The sequence below is a fragment of the Paenibacillus sp. PsM32 genome (assembly GCF_030433815.1).
GTDB lineage: Bacteria > Bacillota > Bacilli > Paenibacillales > Paenibacillaceae > Saccharibacillus > Saccharibacillus kyungheensis.
Window position 1 is genome coordinate 873,814 of record NZ_JARUWY010000001.1, and the last position, 20,077, is coordinate 893,890.

Below are 20,077 nucleotides of genomic sequence, written 5' to 3' on the forward strand. Positions count from 1 at the left end.
AGGTTGCAGATGATTTTACATTTGACTTTATTATTCTCAATAGGAGGACTACATATGCAAATTAGACGTGTGCTTACCGATGAACTGAAACAAGCTGCTTTATTAGCCGAAGATGTATTTTGCGCAGATGGAGATCGATATATGGAATCTTCTTTTCCTGCTCTTTTTCAAGCAGGTATTAGTCATTCGTACGGTGCTTTTACACCGGAAGGTACACTGGTTTCTTTTATGGGAATGGTTCCGGTACAAGTTCAATCAGGCACATTTACTATATCAGCGTATTCAATCGGCGCAGTATGTACACATCCTGATTATCGGGGACAAGGATTGGCAGGACAGCTATTAGAATTATGTAGACAACATGCACGTTCAGCAGGAGCTTCTGTGTTATTTATTTCAGGAGATCGTTCATTATATACACGAGCAGGCAGTGTACCCTTTGGACAAGTCAGTACGTTTAAATTATCTTCAGATATCGCCAAAACATTGCATGATGACAATACACATCTCACATATCGGGATCTATTACCACAGGATATTTTTGCTATAGCTCATCATATCCAAAATCAATATGCTCATATTCAGTGGGGACTTGGAGATCTTCAACAATTTATCGCTTCTCAACCCATCGCTAATATCAACAAACAGCAACAACAGATTCAAGTAGCCGAAAATGCCGATCATCAAGTGGTCGGATTTGTAGCCCTTTCTATACCATACGCTGAAGATTCGTCTGCTGAGCCAATCGGTAGTGTTATTGAGTACGGTGGTGATCCTGAGGTTATTCAGCATTTATGTGTAGAGGCTATGACTCATTATGCCCTGTCTTCACTTACTGTACGTATTCCATGGCAAGATAAAGCGCTGAGCGATTTACTGCTTGAAGAAGACGTTCCTGTAACGATCGAACCAAATAGTGGTACTTTACTGGTATTGGATGATCAGCTTTTATTAGAGCAAACAGGTGTAAAGGCGTTTCTAGCTTCTTATGATATAAAGTTCCAATTAGAAGAGGATTACGTGCTACATACACCATCTGGTTCGTATCCACTGAAAGATGTTTCGGAATTGTATACGCTATTATTCGATCCTGATGCTAAGCTTGCAGACCGTCTAGATTTTTCATTCCCGACTGTTCCTTTACCTTATATGTATGGATTATATTTTATCTGAACTGTTTAACAATCGGAATTCAAGGGTTGTAAAAAGATATACCGTTTAAGAAAGAAGGAACATATAAATATGAAAGATCGGAGTATTCTAACTGATTATGTCCAAAAGCATTGGCGATATTATTTACTCGCTGTCAGTTTGATCATTCTGTCTAATATCGGGCAAGCTGCTATCCCCCGTGTACTGGGACAATTTACAGATGCTCTGCTGAATGGTGGAATACAATATCAAATGATTATTGAATATAGCGTAATTCTGGCTGTGATCGGGATTATGTATAATCTCTTTTTCGGTGCAGGGCAATTCACAGTCATGCGATTAGGACGCAAATTCGAATTTGAAATGCGTCAAAGTCTTTTTAGCAAGTTCTCCACACTCAGTGAATATTACTTCTCCAAGCAAGGAACAGGTAAATTACTAAGTTCGATGACCAATGATGTCAATTCTGTTCGTGAATCGATTTCAAATGGGGTCACGATGACCACCAATGCTATTTTTTTGTTTTTATCGTGTATTGTAATGATGTTACTCAGTCATATTCCATTGTATTTGATACTGGTAAGTGTTATTCCAATGGTAGGGATTCCTTTTCTAGTCATTTACTTTGGGCCACGAATCCGCAAACGTTCGCAAAATGTACAGGAATCATTAGCCGTTATGACTGAATCGGCAGAAGAACAATTGAGTGGTATTCGAGTGACCAAGACATTTGCGATTGAACCTACAGCACGTCAGCGTTTTGGCACAACAGTCAATCATATTCGTGATAACCAGTTACACCTTGTTCGCATGTCTTCTTTATTTCAAGCGGCTGTTCCATTTCTAGGCGCATTATCGCTTGTGATTTCGCTATTATATGGAGGGTACTTAACGATTCAAGGTACGATTACGATCGGTAATTTTATCGCATTAACGTTGTACTTGCGAATTATGTCAGGCCCTCTACAGCAAATTGGTAACGTGATCAATATGATGCAACGTTCAGGGGCTTCGCTGGATCGCGTAAATCGTTTACTTGCTGAAAAGCCAGATATTGAAGATCATCCTAATGCACAACCGTTAGCTTCAACACCTGATCTCAAAATAAAACATTTATCATTTGCTTATCCTGGCAGTGAACGTTATGCGCTGTCTGATATTAATCTGCATATTGAAGCCGGACAAACTGTCGGGATCGTTGGCAAAACAGGTTCTGGCAAAAGCACGTTGGTGAAGCTGTTACTTCGTCTATACGATCCACCTGAAAATACAGTCTGGTTAGGCGGTACAGATATTCGTCAGATCTCACTGCAAAGTCTACGCTCACGTATCGCTTATGTGCCTCAAGATGGATTTTTATTTAGCACGACGATTCGTGACAATATTGCTTTTAGTGATCGGGATACACCGCTTGAAAAAGTAGAAGATCATGCACGTCAGGCGATGATCTATGATCCTATTTCTAATTTTCCAGAAGGATTCGATACCAAATTAGGTGAGCGCGGTATTACTCTATCCGGTGGTCAACGTCAGCGTACCAGTCTTGCACGTGGATTGGTGAAAAAAGGGCCCATCTTGATTCTGGACGATAGTATGAGCGCTGTCGATGCAGTCACCGAGACAGGAATACTAAATAACCTGATTCGTGAACGTAACGATTATACGAACTTGATTATTTCGCATAGGATCAGTGCAGTAAAACATGCTGATCTCATTATTGTGCTGGACGAAGGTACGATCGTACAACAAGGAACCCATCAACAATTGTTGCAACAACAAGGCATCTATTCATCCTTGTATCAATTACAGGAAGAAGGGTTGCGCGCATGAGCAAACTATCATCGACTACCAAATCCAGTACGCCTATCCGCTACGAAGCATTGCGTGCAATCTTAGCCTATGCTCGTCCTCATCGTTGGACATTTGTCGGTATTTTCTTTGCAACGATGCTTGCTATCGCTGCGGATCTATTACAGCCGTATCTGGTCAAAATTGTGATTGATGATCATATTGCTGCCGGACAAAATGGATTGCCTTTTTTAACAGGAATGGCAGCTATTTATCTAGGGTTAGCCGTAGTCAGCTTTCTGTTCTCTTATTTACAAAGCAATCTGTTGCAATATGTCGGTCAACATATTGTCGCCAGTATTCGTAATGATCTATTCTCTCATATTACTAAGCTACCGATGAGCTTTTTTGATCGCTCTAGCAGTGGCGGATTGGTAACAAATGTATCCAGTGATACTGAAACGATCAGCCAATTTTTTACACAGGTATTATTAAGTCTGATTCGTGATGGTATGATGCTTGTGTTTATTATTTACTTTATGTTCCGTCTGGATACTACATTAGCGTGGTATTCGATGATCACTTTACCTGTTATTGCTACACTAGCGATTTTATTTCGTGGTAAATTGCGACAGGTCTATCAGTATACACGCAGTCGCTTATCCAAATTAGTTGGATTTACAGCAGAGAACTTATCCGGTATGGGCTTAATACAGATTTTCCATCAGGAACAAGAACAGAAAAAACGATTCAATGAATACAATGCGGATTACTGGCAAGCCAATGTCGAGCAATTAAAATCAAATGTATTTTTCAATCGTACTTTTGATATTTTAGGCAATATTGCTCTGGTCTTGATGGTCTGGCTTGGAGGCGTAGCTGTATTTAACAAACAGATTGAAGTTGGTGTATTGTATGCTTTTATCAGTTATATCCGTCAATTTTTTCAACCGATTAATCAGATTACGATGCAATGGAATACATTTCAATCTACCACTGTCTCTATGGATCGAATCTGGCGTATTCTCAAACTTCAACCAGAGATTCAAGATCCAACACCTGATCAAGCCGTAACGGTGGATCTAGACAAAGTAAAAGGAAAAGTAGACTTTAACCATATTTCATTCGGATATAATCCAGATCAGACAGTGATTCCGCATCTGGATCTGCATATTGAACCCGGTGAAATGATCGGTGTAGTAGGTACAACCGGAGCAGGCAAAAGTACATTGATTGCTCTACTCAATCGTTTCTATGATGTCGGTCAAGGTTCTGTCGCTATTGATGATATTGATCTACGACAGATGCCCCAAGAAACACTTCATCGTATTGTAGGACTGATTCAGCAAGAACCTTTTTTATTTTCCGGTTCGATTATCGACAATGTACGAATGTTCCAGCCGAACATCACTGATGAGCAAGTCATCGAAGCTTGCCGATTTGTAGGTGCCCATGAGATGATTACACGCTTACCGCAAAAATACGATACTCGTCTATCAGAGCGAGGAAGCGGATTGTCTGCTGGTGAACGTCAATTGATTTCATTTGCCCGTATCGTCGTCTTCCGCCCTAAAGTATTAATACTTGATGAAGCTACCGCTAATCTGGATTCGCATACCGAACAACTGGTGCAACAAGCTCTTGATACGGTATCCGAAGGACGTACAACGATTGTGATCGCTCATCGTCTCTCGACCATTATGCATGCAGATCGTATTCTGGTGATGGAACATGGTGAAATTATTGAACAAGGTACTCATGCTCAGTTAATTGCTCATCATGGCACTTATGCCAAGTTATACCTTCATGCTAGGCAATCCAATCAACACGTTATTCAAGCGTAGAACAAAAAATCCCTTTGGTGCATACTCCTACAGGATAATGGTCGATATTGACCTGATCCAGTATGCATCAAAGGGATTTTTGCATCATTCTATCATACAATACCTCTTACTTCCGAAGTCCAAGTACATTTTTGGTAGATGTACTTGTTGTAGAAGCTGTAGTCGGAGCTGTAGTCGTTGTTGGCGCTGTTGCTGTTGTAGTTGTTGGAACAACAGTAGATGTAGATTTTGGCGTTAACAACGGGCTTGTCACTGATACTAAAGGTGCTGACGTTGTTGATGTTGGTGTAGAAGTTGATGATACCGGAATAGATGTGCTTACGGTAACAACGTTAGGCACAGTGACCGGAATATTAACTGAAGTAGAACTGGTTGTTGTATTGTTACTAGTCGAATTTGTTGTAGTGCTCACCGGTGTACTAATCGTGTTTGTTGTAGATGGTGCTGGTGTTGGTGTACTTGTTGGTACTGGTGTCGGCGTTGTCGCTACTGGCTCTGGTGCTGGCGTACTTGTTGGCACTGGTGTCGGTGTTGTCGCTACTGGCTCTGGTGCTGGCGTACTTGTTGGCACTGGTGTCGGTGTCGACGTTGTTGCTACTGGCTCTGGTGCTGGCGTACTTGTTGGCACTGGTGTCGGCGTTGTCGCTACTGGCTCTGGTGCTGGCGTACTTGTTGGTGCTGGTGTCGGTGTCGGCGTTGTTGCTACCGGCTCTGGTGCTGGTGTACTTGTTGGTACTGGTGTTGGTGTCGGCGTTGTCGCTACTGGCTCTGGTGCTGGCTTAGTTACTTCAGATCCTGGTACAGATGGATTGACTGTTGAAGGGATCGAACCTGTAGCTGTACCTACTGGAGTCAATATCGGCTTCACCATAGAAGCTGGCGGTGAATATACACCTGTTTTGATCATAGATGGATCAGTTTTTGGTTTGGAAATCTGATCTGATACAGGATTCAATTGTCCATAGACAGCTTCTACATATTTATCATATGCATTTTTGCTAATTTCCATTTTCATCTGATGTACTTTGGAAGTCAGCGTCATTTTTTCCTCATTGGAATCCACTTGAAATCCTTTGTTAAACAAACTCTTCATCGTTTCATCCATATTTTCTTTCGTAAGCGCTATCCCATTTTGTGCACCAAGTTGATAAAATCCATTGTTTGTTAATGTCTCATGTACTTGCTTATTTATTTCTTCTTTACGTTGCTGTTGATTATCAAAAAGTTCATCTAATTCTTTATCTCTTGTTTCCTTTTTTTGCAGTTCTTTTTTGTATTCTTTATTGCTTTCTATTTTTTGTTCGGCTGGTGTTTTGTCGGTTCGATTGTTATCAGTAGGTGAAGTAGGATTAGTAGATACTGCATTTTTTCCATTAGTTGTTGTCGATTTATTAGAATCACCAGAGAGTGAGGAGTAGTAGTATGAATTCTGGCTAGCCGTCGAAGAGTAACTCGCATTAGGTGTAATATTCATAAGGCAGTCTCCTTCATAATATTGATATTTAATATCGATCGAATGGCAAATATTCTCTTTCCATCAAAGAAACATAATAGTAATATTTATCCAAATTAGTATAGTAATAATTTACTGTTTAACAACTTAGTTAGCAAGGGTAATTTGAACTATAATTTTTAAAAAATACCATAAAATGGAATCACATTTTGTCGAATATATGTACTTCTACAAAAAAAACTCTTATTCGACATTTCTATCGCATAAGAGTAAATAAAGATATTTATTTCACTAATCCGCCAGTCAAAATAGAGCCGATACCATTTCCATTATTTGATGAGGTATTGCCAGAAGATGAGGTGTTACTTCCAGATGATCCACTTGTAGAAGTTGTAGAACCGCTGGATTGATTCGTACTGGATTGATTAGCTGTGCCTGTAGTAGAACTATTATTATTGCTACTGGTTGTTGGTGTTGTCTGCGTTGGTGTAGCTGCTGGAGAAGGCTGTGAGGTTGATGTGCTATTGTTGGTTGTCGTGGCTGAAGTCGGCTCATTAGTCGATGATTCTGTTTGTGTTGTCTGTGTTGAAGGTGTAGTCGCTGGAGATGAATGAGTTGCACTTACTGGTTCGGATTGTGGCGTAGCTGGTGGTGCAGATTGATGTGTTGTCGAGGATGATGTTGTTGTTGTAGCACTTCCTGTTATCGTATTGCCGGAATGGGCTGGAGCAGGAAATGATGACTGATCTGTATCTGTATCTGTATACTCATCCGCAATTTCTTTACCATATACTGTTTTAACATATTGATCGTATGATTCTTTACTAATTTCTAATTTCAGTTGATGTAGCTTAGAACTAATCGTTAATTTCTGCTCATCTGTATCAATTTGAAATCCTTTGGCAACCAGACTTTTAACAGTATCTCCGTAATTGTCTTTGTTCAATGCTAGCTGGTTGTCTATCCCAATCTGAGCAATTCCTTGATTGGCTAACATCTCATAAGCGATTTTGTCGATCTCTTCTTTATGCTTTTGTTGTTCTTCAAAAAATTGATCAGCTTCTTTCTTTTTTAATTCTTTTTGCTGATCTTCTTTTTTGTATTGCTTGGCTTCTTCCAATTGCTGTTCCTGTGGACTTTTTTCATTAGGCAATATTGTTGCTGGTCTAGCGTCACGATCTTGAGAAGATAATGAATCGGTTGATGTGCTTTTGGCGATTGGATCATTGCTAGCTGATGAATGATATCCCAGATTACTTGTTCCGGCATAGCTTGCAGATGAAGAAATGTTCATACACTGTACTCCTTTTTTGAAATAAATACCCATTTTTTAGTAAGTTAGTTAGCTTTAATAATAGTTCAAATTTACTATTAAATTAAATATTACTCAAGGGTATTAAGACCTAAACGACAAAAAAAGATACTTCCACTAAGGAAAGTATCTTTTTAGGATTTTCATTTATGTTGTAAAATAATCGATCTGCGTTTTGCCTAGCCAGTGTTCGATACGAAGCAATACTTGCTGCATTTCTAGTGGCTTGCTCATATAGTCAGAAGCTCCTGCTTGAATAGCTTTCTCACGGTCTTCTTTCATCGCTTTGGCGGTTAAGACGATAATCGGAACTTGAGCATATCCATACAGATTACGAATTGTACGCATCGTCTCATATCCGTCTAATTGGGGCATCATAATATCCATAAGAATCAGATCAATATCCTGTGTCATATGCAAAATTTCTAAAGCATCCCGTCCATTTTGTGAAATTAGAATATTCACACTATGACGCTCCAACAGACTGGTCAATGCATATACATTTCGAATATCGTCATCTACGATTAGAATTTTTTTGCCGTCTAGACCTTCGTACTGCTCTTCTGTCATCACCTGCTTCACCACATCGGCTACTTGTTCATTGCTAGCTGTTGTCATACGATCCATCTCTGAATACGATGTAGCTAGACGTGACGATTGAATCGATGTGTTGGTATGAAGCTCCGACTCGGTATTTGTTGATGTGAGTTGATCTTTTTCAAAAAAGACAGTATGACTGATCGGTTGCTGAACAGTAAATAGTTCACTTTCATCATTCGGATCTGATTCCAGACAAGGAATATAGAATGTAAATGTACTACCTTCGCCTACTGTACTTTCTAGCGTAATTTCTCCACCTAACAAATGAGCCAATTGGGAGGAGATCGATAAGCCTAATCCTGTACCGCCATATTTGCGAGCTGTCGCCCCATCTGCTTGTCGGAACGCTTCAAAGATCAAGCGGCTATTTTCAGGTGAGATTCCTATACCTGTATCACGAACAGTAAAAGCAATCATCGGTTGATCGGATTGATACTCTTGGGTCTGTACCTGATCTAACTTCTCGATCGTTAACGTGACACCACCGACTTCAGTAAATTTGAACGCATTCGATAATAAGTTACGCAATACTTGCTGTAGACGCATATCATCGGAATAAATCATATCCGGCACATTATCATTGACCTCAATATTGAAATAAAGATCACGTAATGCTGCACCTTCTTTGAAGTAACGTTCCATTTGTTCAGGAATCGCTTGTGTACTAACCGGATCAATCTCGATATGCATTTTGCCTGCTTCTACTTTGGATAGATCTAGAATATCGTTGATCAGATTGAGTAAGTCTTTACCTGAATGATGAATAATAGAAGCATATTCTTGCTCTTTTTCTGTCAACGTATTGGCACTATTTTCAGATAGAATTTGTGAAAGAATCAACATACTATTGAGCGGTGTACGTAATTCATGAGACATATTTGCCAAAAATTCTGATTTGTAACGTGAACTGACTTGTAGCTGTTGAGCATATTTATCAAGTTCAATCGCTGTACTTTCAGCTGCCATCTTGCCTTGTTCCAGACGTTCGTTCAGCATTTGCAATTCTTCTGTCTGCATATGCAGTTCATCGGCTTGTGTCTGAAGTTCTTCCGATTGGACTTGTAATTCCTCGGATTGAACTTGCAACTCATAATTCATATTTTGAGAATCATGATACATTTGCTCAATCTTTTTACGAATCAATAACGAGTTCATCGTAACCGCAAAAATATTTAATAAATGCTCAAACAAATCCGATTGTTCTATTGTCATCGGTTCGATAAAAGCAATTTCAACAACAGCTAATACTTTACCTTCAAACATAATCGGAGCCGCTACTAATGCTTTGGCTTCTGCACTACCTAATCCTGAAGTGATCTGCACATAACCTTTAGGAAGCGGGCTGTACGTTAACATTCTTTTTTCTACAATACATTGTCCAGCTAATCCTTCGCCTTCAGTAATATAAGCTGCCCCTAATTCAATATCTTTGGTATGAGCGGCAAAAGAAGCAGATTTGAGCCAGCCGTCTTCTTCATTTTCGCTATCATAATAGACAACACCATATGAAGCGTCGAACCATTTATTCATTTTTGTTAATAATGCAGAAGATAGCGATTCAATACGATCCGCTTCTTGAAAACGAGTCGATGCAATCGCGATCTGGTCTTTGATCCAATTCTCATGCTGTACATGATCTAACAATTGGTTAGTTGCTGTACCCAACTCTGCAATCTCATCGCGCGTACGAATAACGATCCGTTTGTTCAGATCGCCACCTTCTCCAATATCATGAATCGTATCGGTTACATCACGCAATGTTCTTACAATTTGACGCGCAATCACCCATGCTGTAATCAGAGAGACAATCGCTACTACAATCCATAATGCAACCATAGCTATAAATAGACGCTCATTACTAGCGGCAATACTTTCAATACGTGCATCAGTTAATGCTTTTTCAGTCACACGAAAAGCTTCAAGTTCGCTACGCAAACGATCAATCTGTTCTTTACCAGGATCGACTTTGAAAAATTGTGTAATCCCTGCTTCATTGTTATTACGTCGCATGGAGATAACCGGATCGCCCGCATCTTGAATCCATTTGTTTATGCCTGTCTTGATCGTACCCAAATTGCTACGTTGCAATTCGTTATCTTCAACCAGAGTTACTAATTTGTTATAATCGGATTCCCATTGCAGAACTCCGTTGTTATAAGGAACCAGATAACTATCATCGCCAGTCAAAGCAAACCCGCGCTGCCCTGTTTCCATATCAAGCACATGCTTTTCGATCAGATTGGTTAGATTATGAACTTCCAGATCATGATCGTTAATATATCTATTTTCTTGTTCTAATTGATTCACACGTCCAGACATCATCAGTAACACAACGCCTACGCATAAAATAATGACCACATACCCAGAAATAATTTTGGTGCGAATACTCCAATTTGCACGCTTGGGCAATCATAAAACCTCCAATACCTACTCCATATTCCGTAATTTCATCGGTACTTGCTTCATTATTTTACTGCAAACTTTAATGAAAAGGAATCTATTTCTTGCATATGCAATTATTTTTTATTATTTGCTTTCATAATTAGATCAAAGAGCGCACATTCATTTTGGAACGATACTCCTGCGGGGTAATTCCTTCTAGTTCTCGGAACACTTTTGAAAAGTGACGACTGCTCTCAAATCCTACCTGTTGACTGATTTCGTTTAATCGGTAAGAACTTTCGGTTAGCAATAATTTGGCTTTGGCAATACGTACTTTTTTGAGATAGATAACAAAGCTCTCACCTGTATATGCTTTGAAAGCTTCACTAAAATAAGAGTAATTGAGTGAGACATGATTGCTTACGATTGCCATATTTAACGGACGATCATAATGAGCATGAATAAATTGCACCGCTTCTTTGAGATGTTGAGGCTCAGTATGAATAATGCGCAATTGCCGGATATAATCATCAAGACAGATCAGTACATTTTCTAGATCACGGAAATAGTCTTGAAAATAACGATAATGATTCAGATTGCCTACACGCCGATACAGACGCAACACTTCTACTGAAGCTTCGCCGTAATGTCTAAAAATCTCATCCAACACCTGTTCATTGATACACTGAGCCACTTGCTCAATATAAGCGATTGGCAGATAGATCAATTCATGAATTCTAAAAATCTGATACAATCGCTGCTCAATCTCTGGATCACGATCACTTCCGAGTGTATTGCCTAGCAAGCGAATCTCTTCTTCTGGAATACTCCATGTTGTATAGATCTGCTCCACAACACGATAATGGATAAGATGAATACCAGGATGAAGAAATCCATAATGAAGTGCCTGACAAGCTTCTTGATAATGCTCAGCAATACTTTGCAACTGACTGCCTTGTTCGCTAATTCCGATAAGAAGTCCTTCTACTTCTCGCTGTGCTGCTATCTCTGCTAGGTGTTCTAAATGATGTAATTCAGTAGCAGGTATAATCCAGACCAGCCGATCTTCTTTGTCATACAATTGTGCAGTACACTGAATATTCATCCCTGCACATAATCGCTTCATTAAGACGGTAAGCTCCTGCTGATCGATCAAGATGCCTTTTTTATTTTTGTACTGAAATACACCGATCACATAATGTTCTGGCAACCGCAAACTATCCATTTGTTCCGATAATGCAGTAAGCTCTAATGGATCTGCATACAATAGACTTTGTAATTGCTCTTGATCTTTTTGCAACCGATATTGTTCGACTTCAGCAAGACTACGAGAAACATGATCACGCTTTTGCAATTCTTCTTCTAACCGACGCAAAGCATCAAATAAATCTTCACGTCGAATCGGCTTGAGCAAGTATTCGCTCACCTGATAACGAATAGCTGCTTTGGCATATTCAAAATCATCATATCCACTTAATACGATGACATAGGGTTGGACAGCTAACGTCTTGAGACCACGCATCTGTTCTAAAAACTGCACACCATCCATTACAGGCATCCGTATATCGGTAATCACAATATCAATAGCAGTATTCATCATCTGATCTAAAGCTTCTTGTCCATGACGTGCATGTATATATTGATAATGCGCAGGAAATTCTCGCTCAATCATCACTTGTAATCCTTGTCTGATATTACGTTCATCATCTACGATCATTATTTGAGTCATCTGATCATTCTCCTCCTGTCAGCAGTACTTTCGGAAATCGTAAAGTTACAATCGTTCCTTCTCCCAAAGTACTGGTAATATGTAGCCCGTAATCTTCTCCATAAAATAAAGCAAGTCGTCTCTGTACATTGCGTAGACCTATTCCACCTTTACGTGACTGTTGCTCTTCAGACGCATGGGCAGGATAGCTATTGCTCATATGAGAATGATGAGGTTCATCTGGCATATGAATCCATTGTTGTAACGCTTCTAATTGCGCCTGACTCATTCCACTACCGTTGTCTTGAACCGTTACCGTAATCACTCGATCCGGTTCGGCAACAACCTGAATCATTAAGCATCGTTCTATATATTCATCTTCATTCCAAGCATGTTTAAATGCATTTTCAACTAATGGTTGTAAAGACATTTTTAGGATTTCTAGCTCTAATAATAACGCTGGAATATCAATATGAAGTTGAACCGGCTCTTCAAAACGGATATTCATAACATCGATATAATTATGAATATGACGTATTTCTTCGCTCAATTTCACATATTCACCCGACCATTTGAAGTTATAACGCATCATTCCGCCAAGTGAAGTTAACGCATCCGAGATGTGGCGCTGATCTTCAATCTCCGCTAACATTTTGATATTTTCAAGCGTATTATAGAGAAAATGAGCATCAATCTGACTATATAACGTACGCAGTTCAGCTTCTTTCATCAAAGCTTGCTTGCTGACAGCTTGGGCTATTAATTCATTAATCGTGAGTGTCATCCGATTAAAATGATACGCCAGTTCTCCAATCTCTCCTCCACCATCCACTTTGACCCCATGATGAAGTTCACCACGACGTACTTTTTTCATAGCGGCTGTTAATCGGCGTAGATTTTTAAGAATAATCGTATTCGCAAGATACGTAATAAGAGATACTAACAAAATAAATCCGATATTCAACAGCACAATACCATTACGAGCACGCTTCGTATCTTGTAGTACTTTTTCTAATGAAACGATATGAACCAACTGCGCCCCTAATCGATCGATCCGGGTAGATGTCGCTAAATAAGCATTGCCTTGATCGGTATACCGAATCGAAGACATGTTTTCGTCTGTGGTGTAGTTGTCTACCGACTGATGTTCTACTTGATATGATGGGTTCTTGGCTTGTACTTGATTCTCTTTCAACCATTGTTGTAAAGGAGCAGTATACTTCTTATCCTGAGGAGAAGAAGGGATATATCCACCGCCTGCATCTAACAGCAACATTTGCGATTCATCTTCCTGTAAAGTTCCATACGTACGTGGAGCAAAATTGGATAACAACATATCGACCTGTACAATACCGGCATGATGTCCTTTAGGTAACTGAATTTCGCGTAACAATGATATTTTCGGTGGATCAAGTTCAGGCACTCTCGTACGGTCAGAAGGTCGTGATAAATCTTGCTGTTGCACATACCATCCTTCAAGATCACCTAACATACGCGCAAGCTTGTACCATGGCTGATCCTGTACTCGCTTTTCCTGAAAAAAAATCGGCCAAATCTCATACGTATATTCACTGGCACTATATAAACGAAGATGTAAAATAGTCGGGTTATTAATCTCAATTTGTGCCAGATTGGTATAAAAACTGTTGTTAAACTCTATTAAATCTGACGTAGGTGCACTTTCATTGCCAGCAAGATATTGGATCACTTCTTTGTCTGATAAAGCTAGCTGGGCTGCACGCTCCATCGTTTCAATCTGTGTTAACAAAACCTGCTTCTCATTTTGCAACGCATCTATACTTTTAAGCCGTGTATCTTCAATATACGTTTCATTGACCTGATTATAAAAATATAATGACACTGCTGTAGTCGGTAACAAAATCACAATAATATAGGTGCCGATCAATCGACTTTGTAAAGAAAGAGTGTTCAGCCAATGCAGAAAAGGCTGTATAATTTGACGAAACGTAATCTATTCCTCCCTATCAAACAACTCCAATGATGATCACAACTTATAAATGTAAGCGGTTAAACTATGTATTCTATTGTAACTCAATTAACTGGAAAATTGTGTACAAAAAGGGACTTTTACAGAATAGGCTTCTGCTCAAGTCCCTTTTTATACTATTGTATGCAATCTGTATCGCTATCTGCTCTTTTATTGTGCTTCTAGTTTGGCTTTATTTTTCTCATATTCTGTTTGTTGATATGCTTGTACTTTGGCTAATCCATCTGCTTCACGTTTACTCAAGTATTCGTTAAAGATCTGATCAAATTCACTATCAGAAGAAGCTAACAACAATTTAGGTAATGTTTTACCCCATAGTTGTGAGATCTTGGTGTTGATGATTCCTTCTGGTGAATTACCTGTTGGATTCAATTGATCAAATTCAGACGCACTAACTGTTTTGCCTTTCGTCCATTCTTCCATTTGTTTGAATGGTTCTACACTCTCTGGTTTCCATTGATCGGTGATATTCGTGTTCATTTGCATCCAATATTTATGAGAAGCTCCGTATTTGGTATCAAATTCTGAACGATCACTGTTTAGTGATTTCAATACTTCTGGCTTGAATTGATCTTTGCCATCCACCGTATCGTATGTGACTCCTTTTTCACCTAAATAGAAGTCTTTTTGTCCTTCTTCACTAATCATATATTCAAGGAAACGGATCGCACGTGCTTTGTCTTTGACATTTTTGGAAATTAAGGTTACTGTCCATCCTGAGATGACCGGGCCAGATAAAATAGGTTGATCTAATTTGGAATCAGACGGGCCATCGACTGCGATATAGACTGAATTAGGATCTTTAGCATATAACGCATTTTGTTGTGTATTAAAGTCACTACGTTGATACAACATTGCAAAGTAACGCCCTTGTGCTATTTTCTCTTCCATTTGCGAACGCTTGTCGATAAAGATATCTTTGGATAATAATCCATTTTGATTTGCTTGACGGAACGTTTTAAGCCAGCGTAGATATTCTGGATCGGTTGTACGATCATACAACTTGCCGTCTTTTTCCATCGGGATTGCTAAGAAATTCTGCAAATATCCTTCTAATGAATAGTTCCCGTTTTCCGTAAATTCGTGTAATCCTAGTGGAATTAGCGGCTGTCCATTCACTTCAGGGAATTTCTCTTTTGCCATGTTGAGCGCTTTCAAAAATCCTTCCGGTGTACGCATATCTGGTTTACCTAGTGCTTCATACATGTCTTTGCGTACAACAAACACCTGATTGGACAAATAATTCTTGCCATACTTTGCAAAATCCGCAGGAGAAGAAGACGCATTCGGATATCCATATACATTACCATCTGGCTGAGTGTACCATGCTAATTTGGCTGGATCGGTTACTTTGTAGAAATAAGGATCATACTGGTCTGCTAATTCATTCAGTGGCAAAACCAATTTACCTTCGATCATTTTTTTGACTGCATCTTCACCCCATGCCAGTGTGATAAAGTCAGGCAATTTGCCAGAAGCAATCATTGTATTTAGTTTTTCATTTTCATTACCAGCAGGCACGATAAAGTTTAAGCTAACCCCTGTTTTCTTTGTTACATATTGGCTTGTTGGATCAGTTCCCCAATCACTTCCAGTATACCAGGAGAAGTTCATATACCAGTCAAATGTAATCGGTGATGTATCTACTTTCCAACCCGGTTCATTAGCTGAAGCTGCTTTGACCGGTGTATTATTTTGTTCAGATGCACTTTTACTTCCTCCACCAAAGTAAGAACAAGCTGTAGTGAACATCATCAAGCTGGCTAGTGTTAGCATCAATGCAGGTTTGTGCCATTTGCGATGATTTATATTTCGTTTCATCAGATCAATACCCCTTTTCTATTTGTAATCATTAGTTATTCATATCAAGTGAACAAGCTGTTACCGCTTTGACTAGCAAACGAATCAGACTTAGCCTTTAATCGAACCAATCATCATGCCTTTCACAAAGTATTTTTGTAAAAATGGATAAACGAATACGATTGGCATCGTTGTAACGACCATTGTAGCTAATTTGATCGACTGCGACGTCACTGAACGGGTAATTCCTCCCGGTACCGCAGAAAGCATCTGGTTAGAGCTAGATTCAGCAACAACCCGGTAAAGATACGTCTGGATCGGTTGTAGACTGGTATCATTCATATAGATCATACCTGTAAAATAATCATTCCACTGGAACACTCCATGAAAGAGAGCAATCGTGGCGATAACAGGCATAGACACTGGCAATACAACCCGTAGGAAAATCGACCAATCATTCGCACCATCGATCCGCGCGGCTTCTTCTAGTCCTTCCGGTATTTCACGGAAAAAGGTCATAAAGATAATAAGATCGAAAAAGCTAAACATCGCTGGAATAATATATACCAAAAAGTTATCTAACAACTGTAAATCCTTCATCAATAAAAAGGTAGGAATCAATCCGCCACTGAAAAATAAAGTGATAGTTCCGATCCAGATATAGACTTTGCCTCCGATCAACCCTTTTCGAGACAAGGCGTAAGCTACCATTGCTGTAAAAAATACATGTATGACTGTACCAATCAACGTCTTAGCTACAGTAATCCACATCGCTTGCATAATACCCGGGCTCTGGAATACCGCTTTGAAGCTTTCCAGACTAAATATTCGTGGCCACCAATAAATCCCACCACGCATCGCATCGGTTCCTTCATTCAGTGCATTTACAAGCACATACCAGATCGGATACAGCGTAATAAAACAAATCAAGATCATCAATACTGTATTCAACGTATCAAAAATCGCTTCACCACGCGTCTTACGATCTGCCTTCATACTAATCATCGTCATTCTCCTTTACCATTAGAGTGAGGGGTCTTTCAGGCGCACTTTCTTTTAAAGCATTTTTAGATTAAAGATTAAGAGATTTAAAGATGAATTGCTTTATTTAAGTACAGTGATCTAAGTACAGAGAATTAAACACAAAAATTTAAAAGCAATAGATCAAATTCGGTAGGTCAAGAAATTATGCTTCTTGCAAGAGCTTGGTTGGAGAGTTAGCAGCTTAAAAACTCCTAGCTAAATCATTGAAGCAGTAAAGTCAGTTAAACTAACTAATCTTTCCTGCCCCTCCCCCACCCAGGGTAGCTTTAGCGGCGAGAATAGAGTGTTCTGAAAGAGCGAAGCGCTCGCCTTTAAGGATTAATATTTACTGCTAAAAGCAGTGATCAAAATATTCATCCTTAACAGCGACGACAAGAACACTCTATTCTCAAAGCGCTAACGCTCACCCCCTTTTTAAAAGAGTGAAGTATTATTTAGCTTCTTCGTCACCTGATTAGCAATCACCAGTAAAATCAAAGCGATAATCGATTTGATAAGACCGATAGCTGTTGAGTACGAGAAGCGTCCGGATAATAGACCCGTTTGATAAACATAGATATCGATAACGTTACTAGCACTCTCATTGAGCGAGTTCCGTAAGACGAGAATTTGGTCAAAGTTAGAGTTCAGTACACCGCTGACTGCTAGGATAAATAGAATCGCAATCGTGGCTTGGATACCGGGCAACGTAATGTACCACATTTTTTGAAAACGTCCTGCGCCATCGATCGTAGCCGCTTCATACATTTCTGGAGATACACCTGCCATCGCTGCTAGGTAGATAATCGCTGACCAACCTAGCTCTTTCCATATATCCGAGGTAATCACGATTGTCCAGAAGTATTGCGGTTCCGCTAAGTAAGAGATCGGTTCTTTAATCAGATGAAGTGCCATTAGAACATTATTGATAATACCGACATCGGCTAACCAAGTAGTCAAAATACCGCCAAGAATAACCCATGATAGAAAATGCGGTAAGTAAGAGATCGTTTGAACTGCTTTTTTGAAACGTACTGACCGTAATTCATTTAGAAAAAGAGCAAAAATAATCGGTAGTGGAAATCCGATAAATAGCTTGATTAAGCTGATTCCTAACGTATTACGGATCACATCAGGTAGATTTTCATCATCCATAAATGCTTTAAAGTGCTCCCATCCAACCCACGGTGCATCGGCAATACTTTCAACAATATTAAATTCTTTGAACGCAATAATAATGCCGTACATAGGAATATAGTTGAAAATCAACATCCAGACGACACCAAGCAATGCCATCACCTGCAAATGTCGCTGAGTATACAATCGGCGGAACCAGCGTTTGGTAGGTGAAGTGGTAACTTTATCTTTTGTTTTTCGTGTGGTTTTGGATTCTCTTTTGATATCTGTATCCATAAATAACTCCTCCTTTACGTTCTCTATCGATGTCTGTGTCGCTGTAGTCTCCTATCCTCCGTTTGTGAAATCAATGTTCTCCATCTTCTTTCTTTTTATGTAAGCGATTACATTTAATGAATTAATTATATCGTGCTGATGTTAGATCAGTAATGCTTCATATTTCGTATCAGGTGTATCATTTTTCGGGTGAACACAACTAAAAACCGCCAGAACGTATTGTCCTGACGGTTTGGGATAGTTATTTTGTTAGAATGAATGATTTTAATTCGGTATCATAACCATCTGATTTACATGCTACGTTTACGTTATCGTAGAACTTTTTTTATACAGATGATGTACCTTTGTTTTTGTTATAAATATCAAACGCAACCGCAAGTAGTAATACCAGACCTTTGATTCCTTGTTGCCAGTCGATACCTAGTCCTACAAGAGACATACCGTTATTCAGTACACCCATAACCAGACCACCGATAATCGCTCCGAATACTGTTCCAATACCACCTGAAGCGGAAGCACCACCGATAAAACAAGCTGCAATCGCATCTAGCTCAAAGTTCGTTCCTGCTCTTGGTGTAGCTGCATTTAGGCGAGCTGCGAAGATCAACCCTGATACAGCAGCCAATACGCCCATATTCACAAATACCCAGAATGTTACTTTTTTCGTTTTAACACCGGATAATCCAGCCGCTTTTTCATTACCACCGATCGCATATACATGACGACCCATGACTGTTTTGTTCATTACGAAAGAGTAGATAATAATAAGCAAGAATAACAGTACTAGAATCGTTGGAATCCCTGCATAACTAGCCAGTACAATAGTGAAAGCATTGATAACAGCAACTACCAGAATCATTTTCACAAGGAAGATTGCTTGTGATCCGGTATCAAAGTTATATTTGCGTTGTGCCGAACGATTACGCAGTTCAGTTACAATGTAGAGAATCGATAAAGCAATTCCGGCAAGTACAGCTACAATATTCGTAGCCATATTCGAAAAGTCAGGGATAAAGCCTGAACTGATCTTCTGGAAACCATTCGGGAATGGCGAAATGGACTGCCCTTCCAACACGATCATCGTTAATCCACGGAATAATAACATCCCGGCAAGGGTTACGATAAAGGCGGGTATGCGTACATAAGCAACCCAGAATCCTTGCCATGCACCGATCAGTCCACCGATTACGATCGACAACACAACCGCTAAAATCGGGTTCATTTGCCATTGCACCATAAAGATTGCCGATACCGCACCAACAAACGCTGCGATAGAACCAACCGACAGATCAATATGCCCGGTGATAATAACAAGTACCATCCCGATCGCAAGTACCAGTATGTAACTATTTTGCAAAATCAGGTTGGTAATATTGATCGGTTTGAGTAGCAAACCTCCTGTTAAAACTTCAAATAGTAACATAATAAATAGTAATGCGATAATCATGCCGTACTGACGAATATTTCCTTTAAACATTTTGCCAAGTGTCGATTCTTTTTTTGCCTCTGGCTTGGTTAATGTAGACATACGTTATGCTAACCCCTTTCGTTTGTTAAATAGATTGTATTTAGCTCACCCGATGATCATGATTAA

General features: G+C 39.5%; 12 protein-coding genes. 3 read left to right on the forward strand and 9 right to left on the reverse strand.

Annotation, left to right across the window (positions count from 1 at the left end; genetic code table 11):
- The first annotated feature begins 54 nt into the window (after nt 1-54).
- The 3 genes from QCD85_RS04025 (at nt 55) to QCD85_RS04035 (ending at nt 4,784) form a co-directional block, all read left to right on the forward strand.
- Nucleotides 55-1,173 (forward strand): GNAT family N-acetyltransferase, encoded by a 1,119-nt coding sequence (locus tag QCD85_RS04025; protein ID WP_301261698.1) that lies wholly within the window; start codon nt 55-57, stop codon nt 1,171-1,173.
- Nucleotides 1,174-1,242: 69 nt separating this feature from the next.
- Complete coding sequence (locus QCD85_RS04030) at nt 1,243-2,982, forward strand: ABC transporter ATP-binding protein (RefSeq protein ID WP_301261699.1); 1,740 nt, start codon at nt 1,243-1,245, stop codon at nt 2,980-2,982.
- Nucleotides 2,979-4,784 carry an ABC transporter ATP-binding protein gene (locus QCD85_RS04035; protein ID WP_301261700.1) on the forward strand — a complete coding sequence of 602 codons (1,806 nt, stop codon included), beginning with the start codon at nt 2,979-2,981 and terminating at the stop codon, nt 4,782-4,784. The genes QCD85_RS04030 and QCD85_RS04035 overlap by 4 nt, the downstream gene beginning before the upstream one ends.
- Before the next feature lie 106 nt (nt 4,785-4,890).
- Here QCD85_RS04035 and QCD85_RS04040 read toward each other — a convergent pair whose 3' ends face one another.
- From QCD85_RS04040 to mmsB, 9 genes are all read right to left on the reverse strand, one after another.
- Entirely contained in the window at nt 4,891-6,258 is a 1,368-nt protein-coding gene (locus tag QCD85_RS04040; RefSeq protein ID WP_301261701.1) for a hypothetical protein, read from the reverse strand.
- A gap of 262 nt (nt 6,259-6,520) precedes the next feature.
- A complete protein-coding gene (locus tag QCD85_RS04045; RefSeq protein WP_301261702.1) occupies nt 6,521-7,531 on the reverse strand; it encodes a hypothetical protein in 1,011 nt (336 codons plus the stop codon).
- 165 nt (nt 7,532-7,696) lie between these two features.
- A complete protein-coding gene (locus QCD85_RS04050; RefSeq protein WP_301261703.1) occupies nt 7,697-10,558 on the reverse strand; it encodes a CHASE3 domain-containing protein in 2,862 nt (953 codons plus the stop codon).
- 133 nt (nt 10,559-10,691) lie between these two features.
- Complete coding sequence (locus QCD85_RS04055) at nt 10,692-12,260, reverse strand: response regulator (protein ID WP_301261704.1); 1,569 nt, start codon at nt 12,258-12,260, stop codon at nt 10,692-10,694.
- 4 nt (nt 12,261-12,264) lie between these two features.
- Entirely contained in the window at nt 12,265-14,007 is a 1,743-nt protein-coding gene (locus QCD85_RS04060; RefSeq protein WP_301261705.1) for a sensor histidine kinase, read from the reverse strand.
- Nucleotides 14,008-14,397: 390 nt separating this feature from the next.
- Nucleotides 14,398-16,068 carry an extracellular solute-binding protein gene (locus tag QCD85_RS04065; RefSeq protein WP_274170723.1) on the reverse strand — a complete coding sequence of 557 codons (1,671 nt, stop codon included), beginning with the start codon at nt 16,066-16,068 and terminating at the stop codon, nt 14,398-14,400.
- 90 nt (nt 16,069-16,158) lie between these two features.
- Nucleotides 16,159-17,043, reverse strand: a complete 885-nt coding sequence (locus tag QCD85_RS04070) for a carbohydrate ABC transporter permease (RefSeq protein WP_373462034.1) — start codon at nt 17,041-17,043, stop codon at nt 16,159-16,161.
- Nucleotides 17,044-17,505: 462 nt separating this feature from the next.
- Nucleotides 17,506-18,483 carry an ABC transporter permease gene (locus QCD85_RS04075; protein ID WP_301261706.1) on the reverse strand — a complete coding sequence of 326 codons (978 nt, stop codon included), beginning with the start codon at nt 18,481-18,483 and terminating at the stop codon, nt 17,506-17,508.
- A gap of 325 nt (nt 18,484-18,808) precedes the next feature.
- A complete protein-coding gene (gene mmsB, locus QCD85_RS04080) occupies nt 18,809-20,011 on the reverse strand; it encodes a multiple monosaccharide ABC transporter permease (RefSeq protein ID WP_273615185.1) in 1,203 nt (400 codons plus the stop codon).
- Nucleotides 20,012-20,077 lie beyond the last annotated feature (66 nt).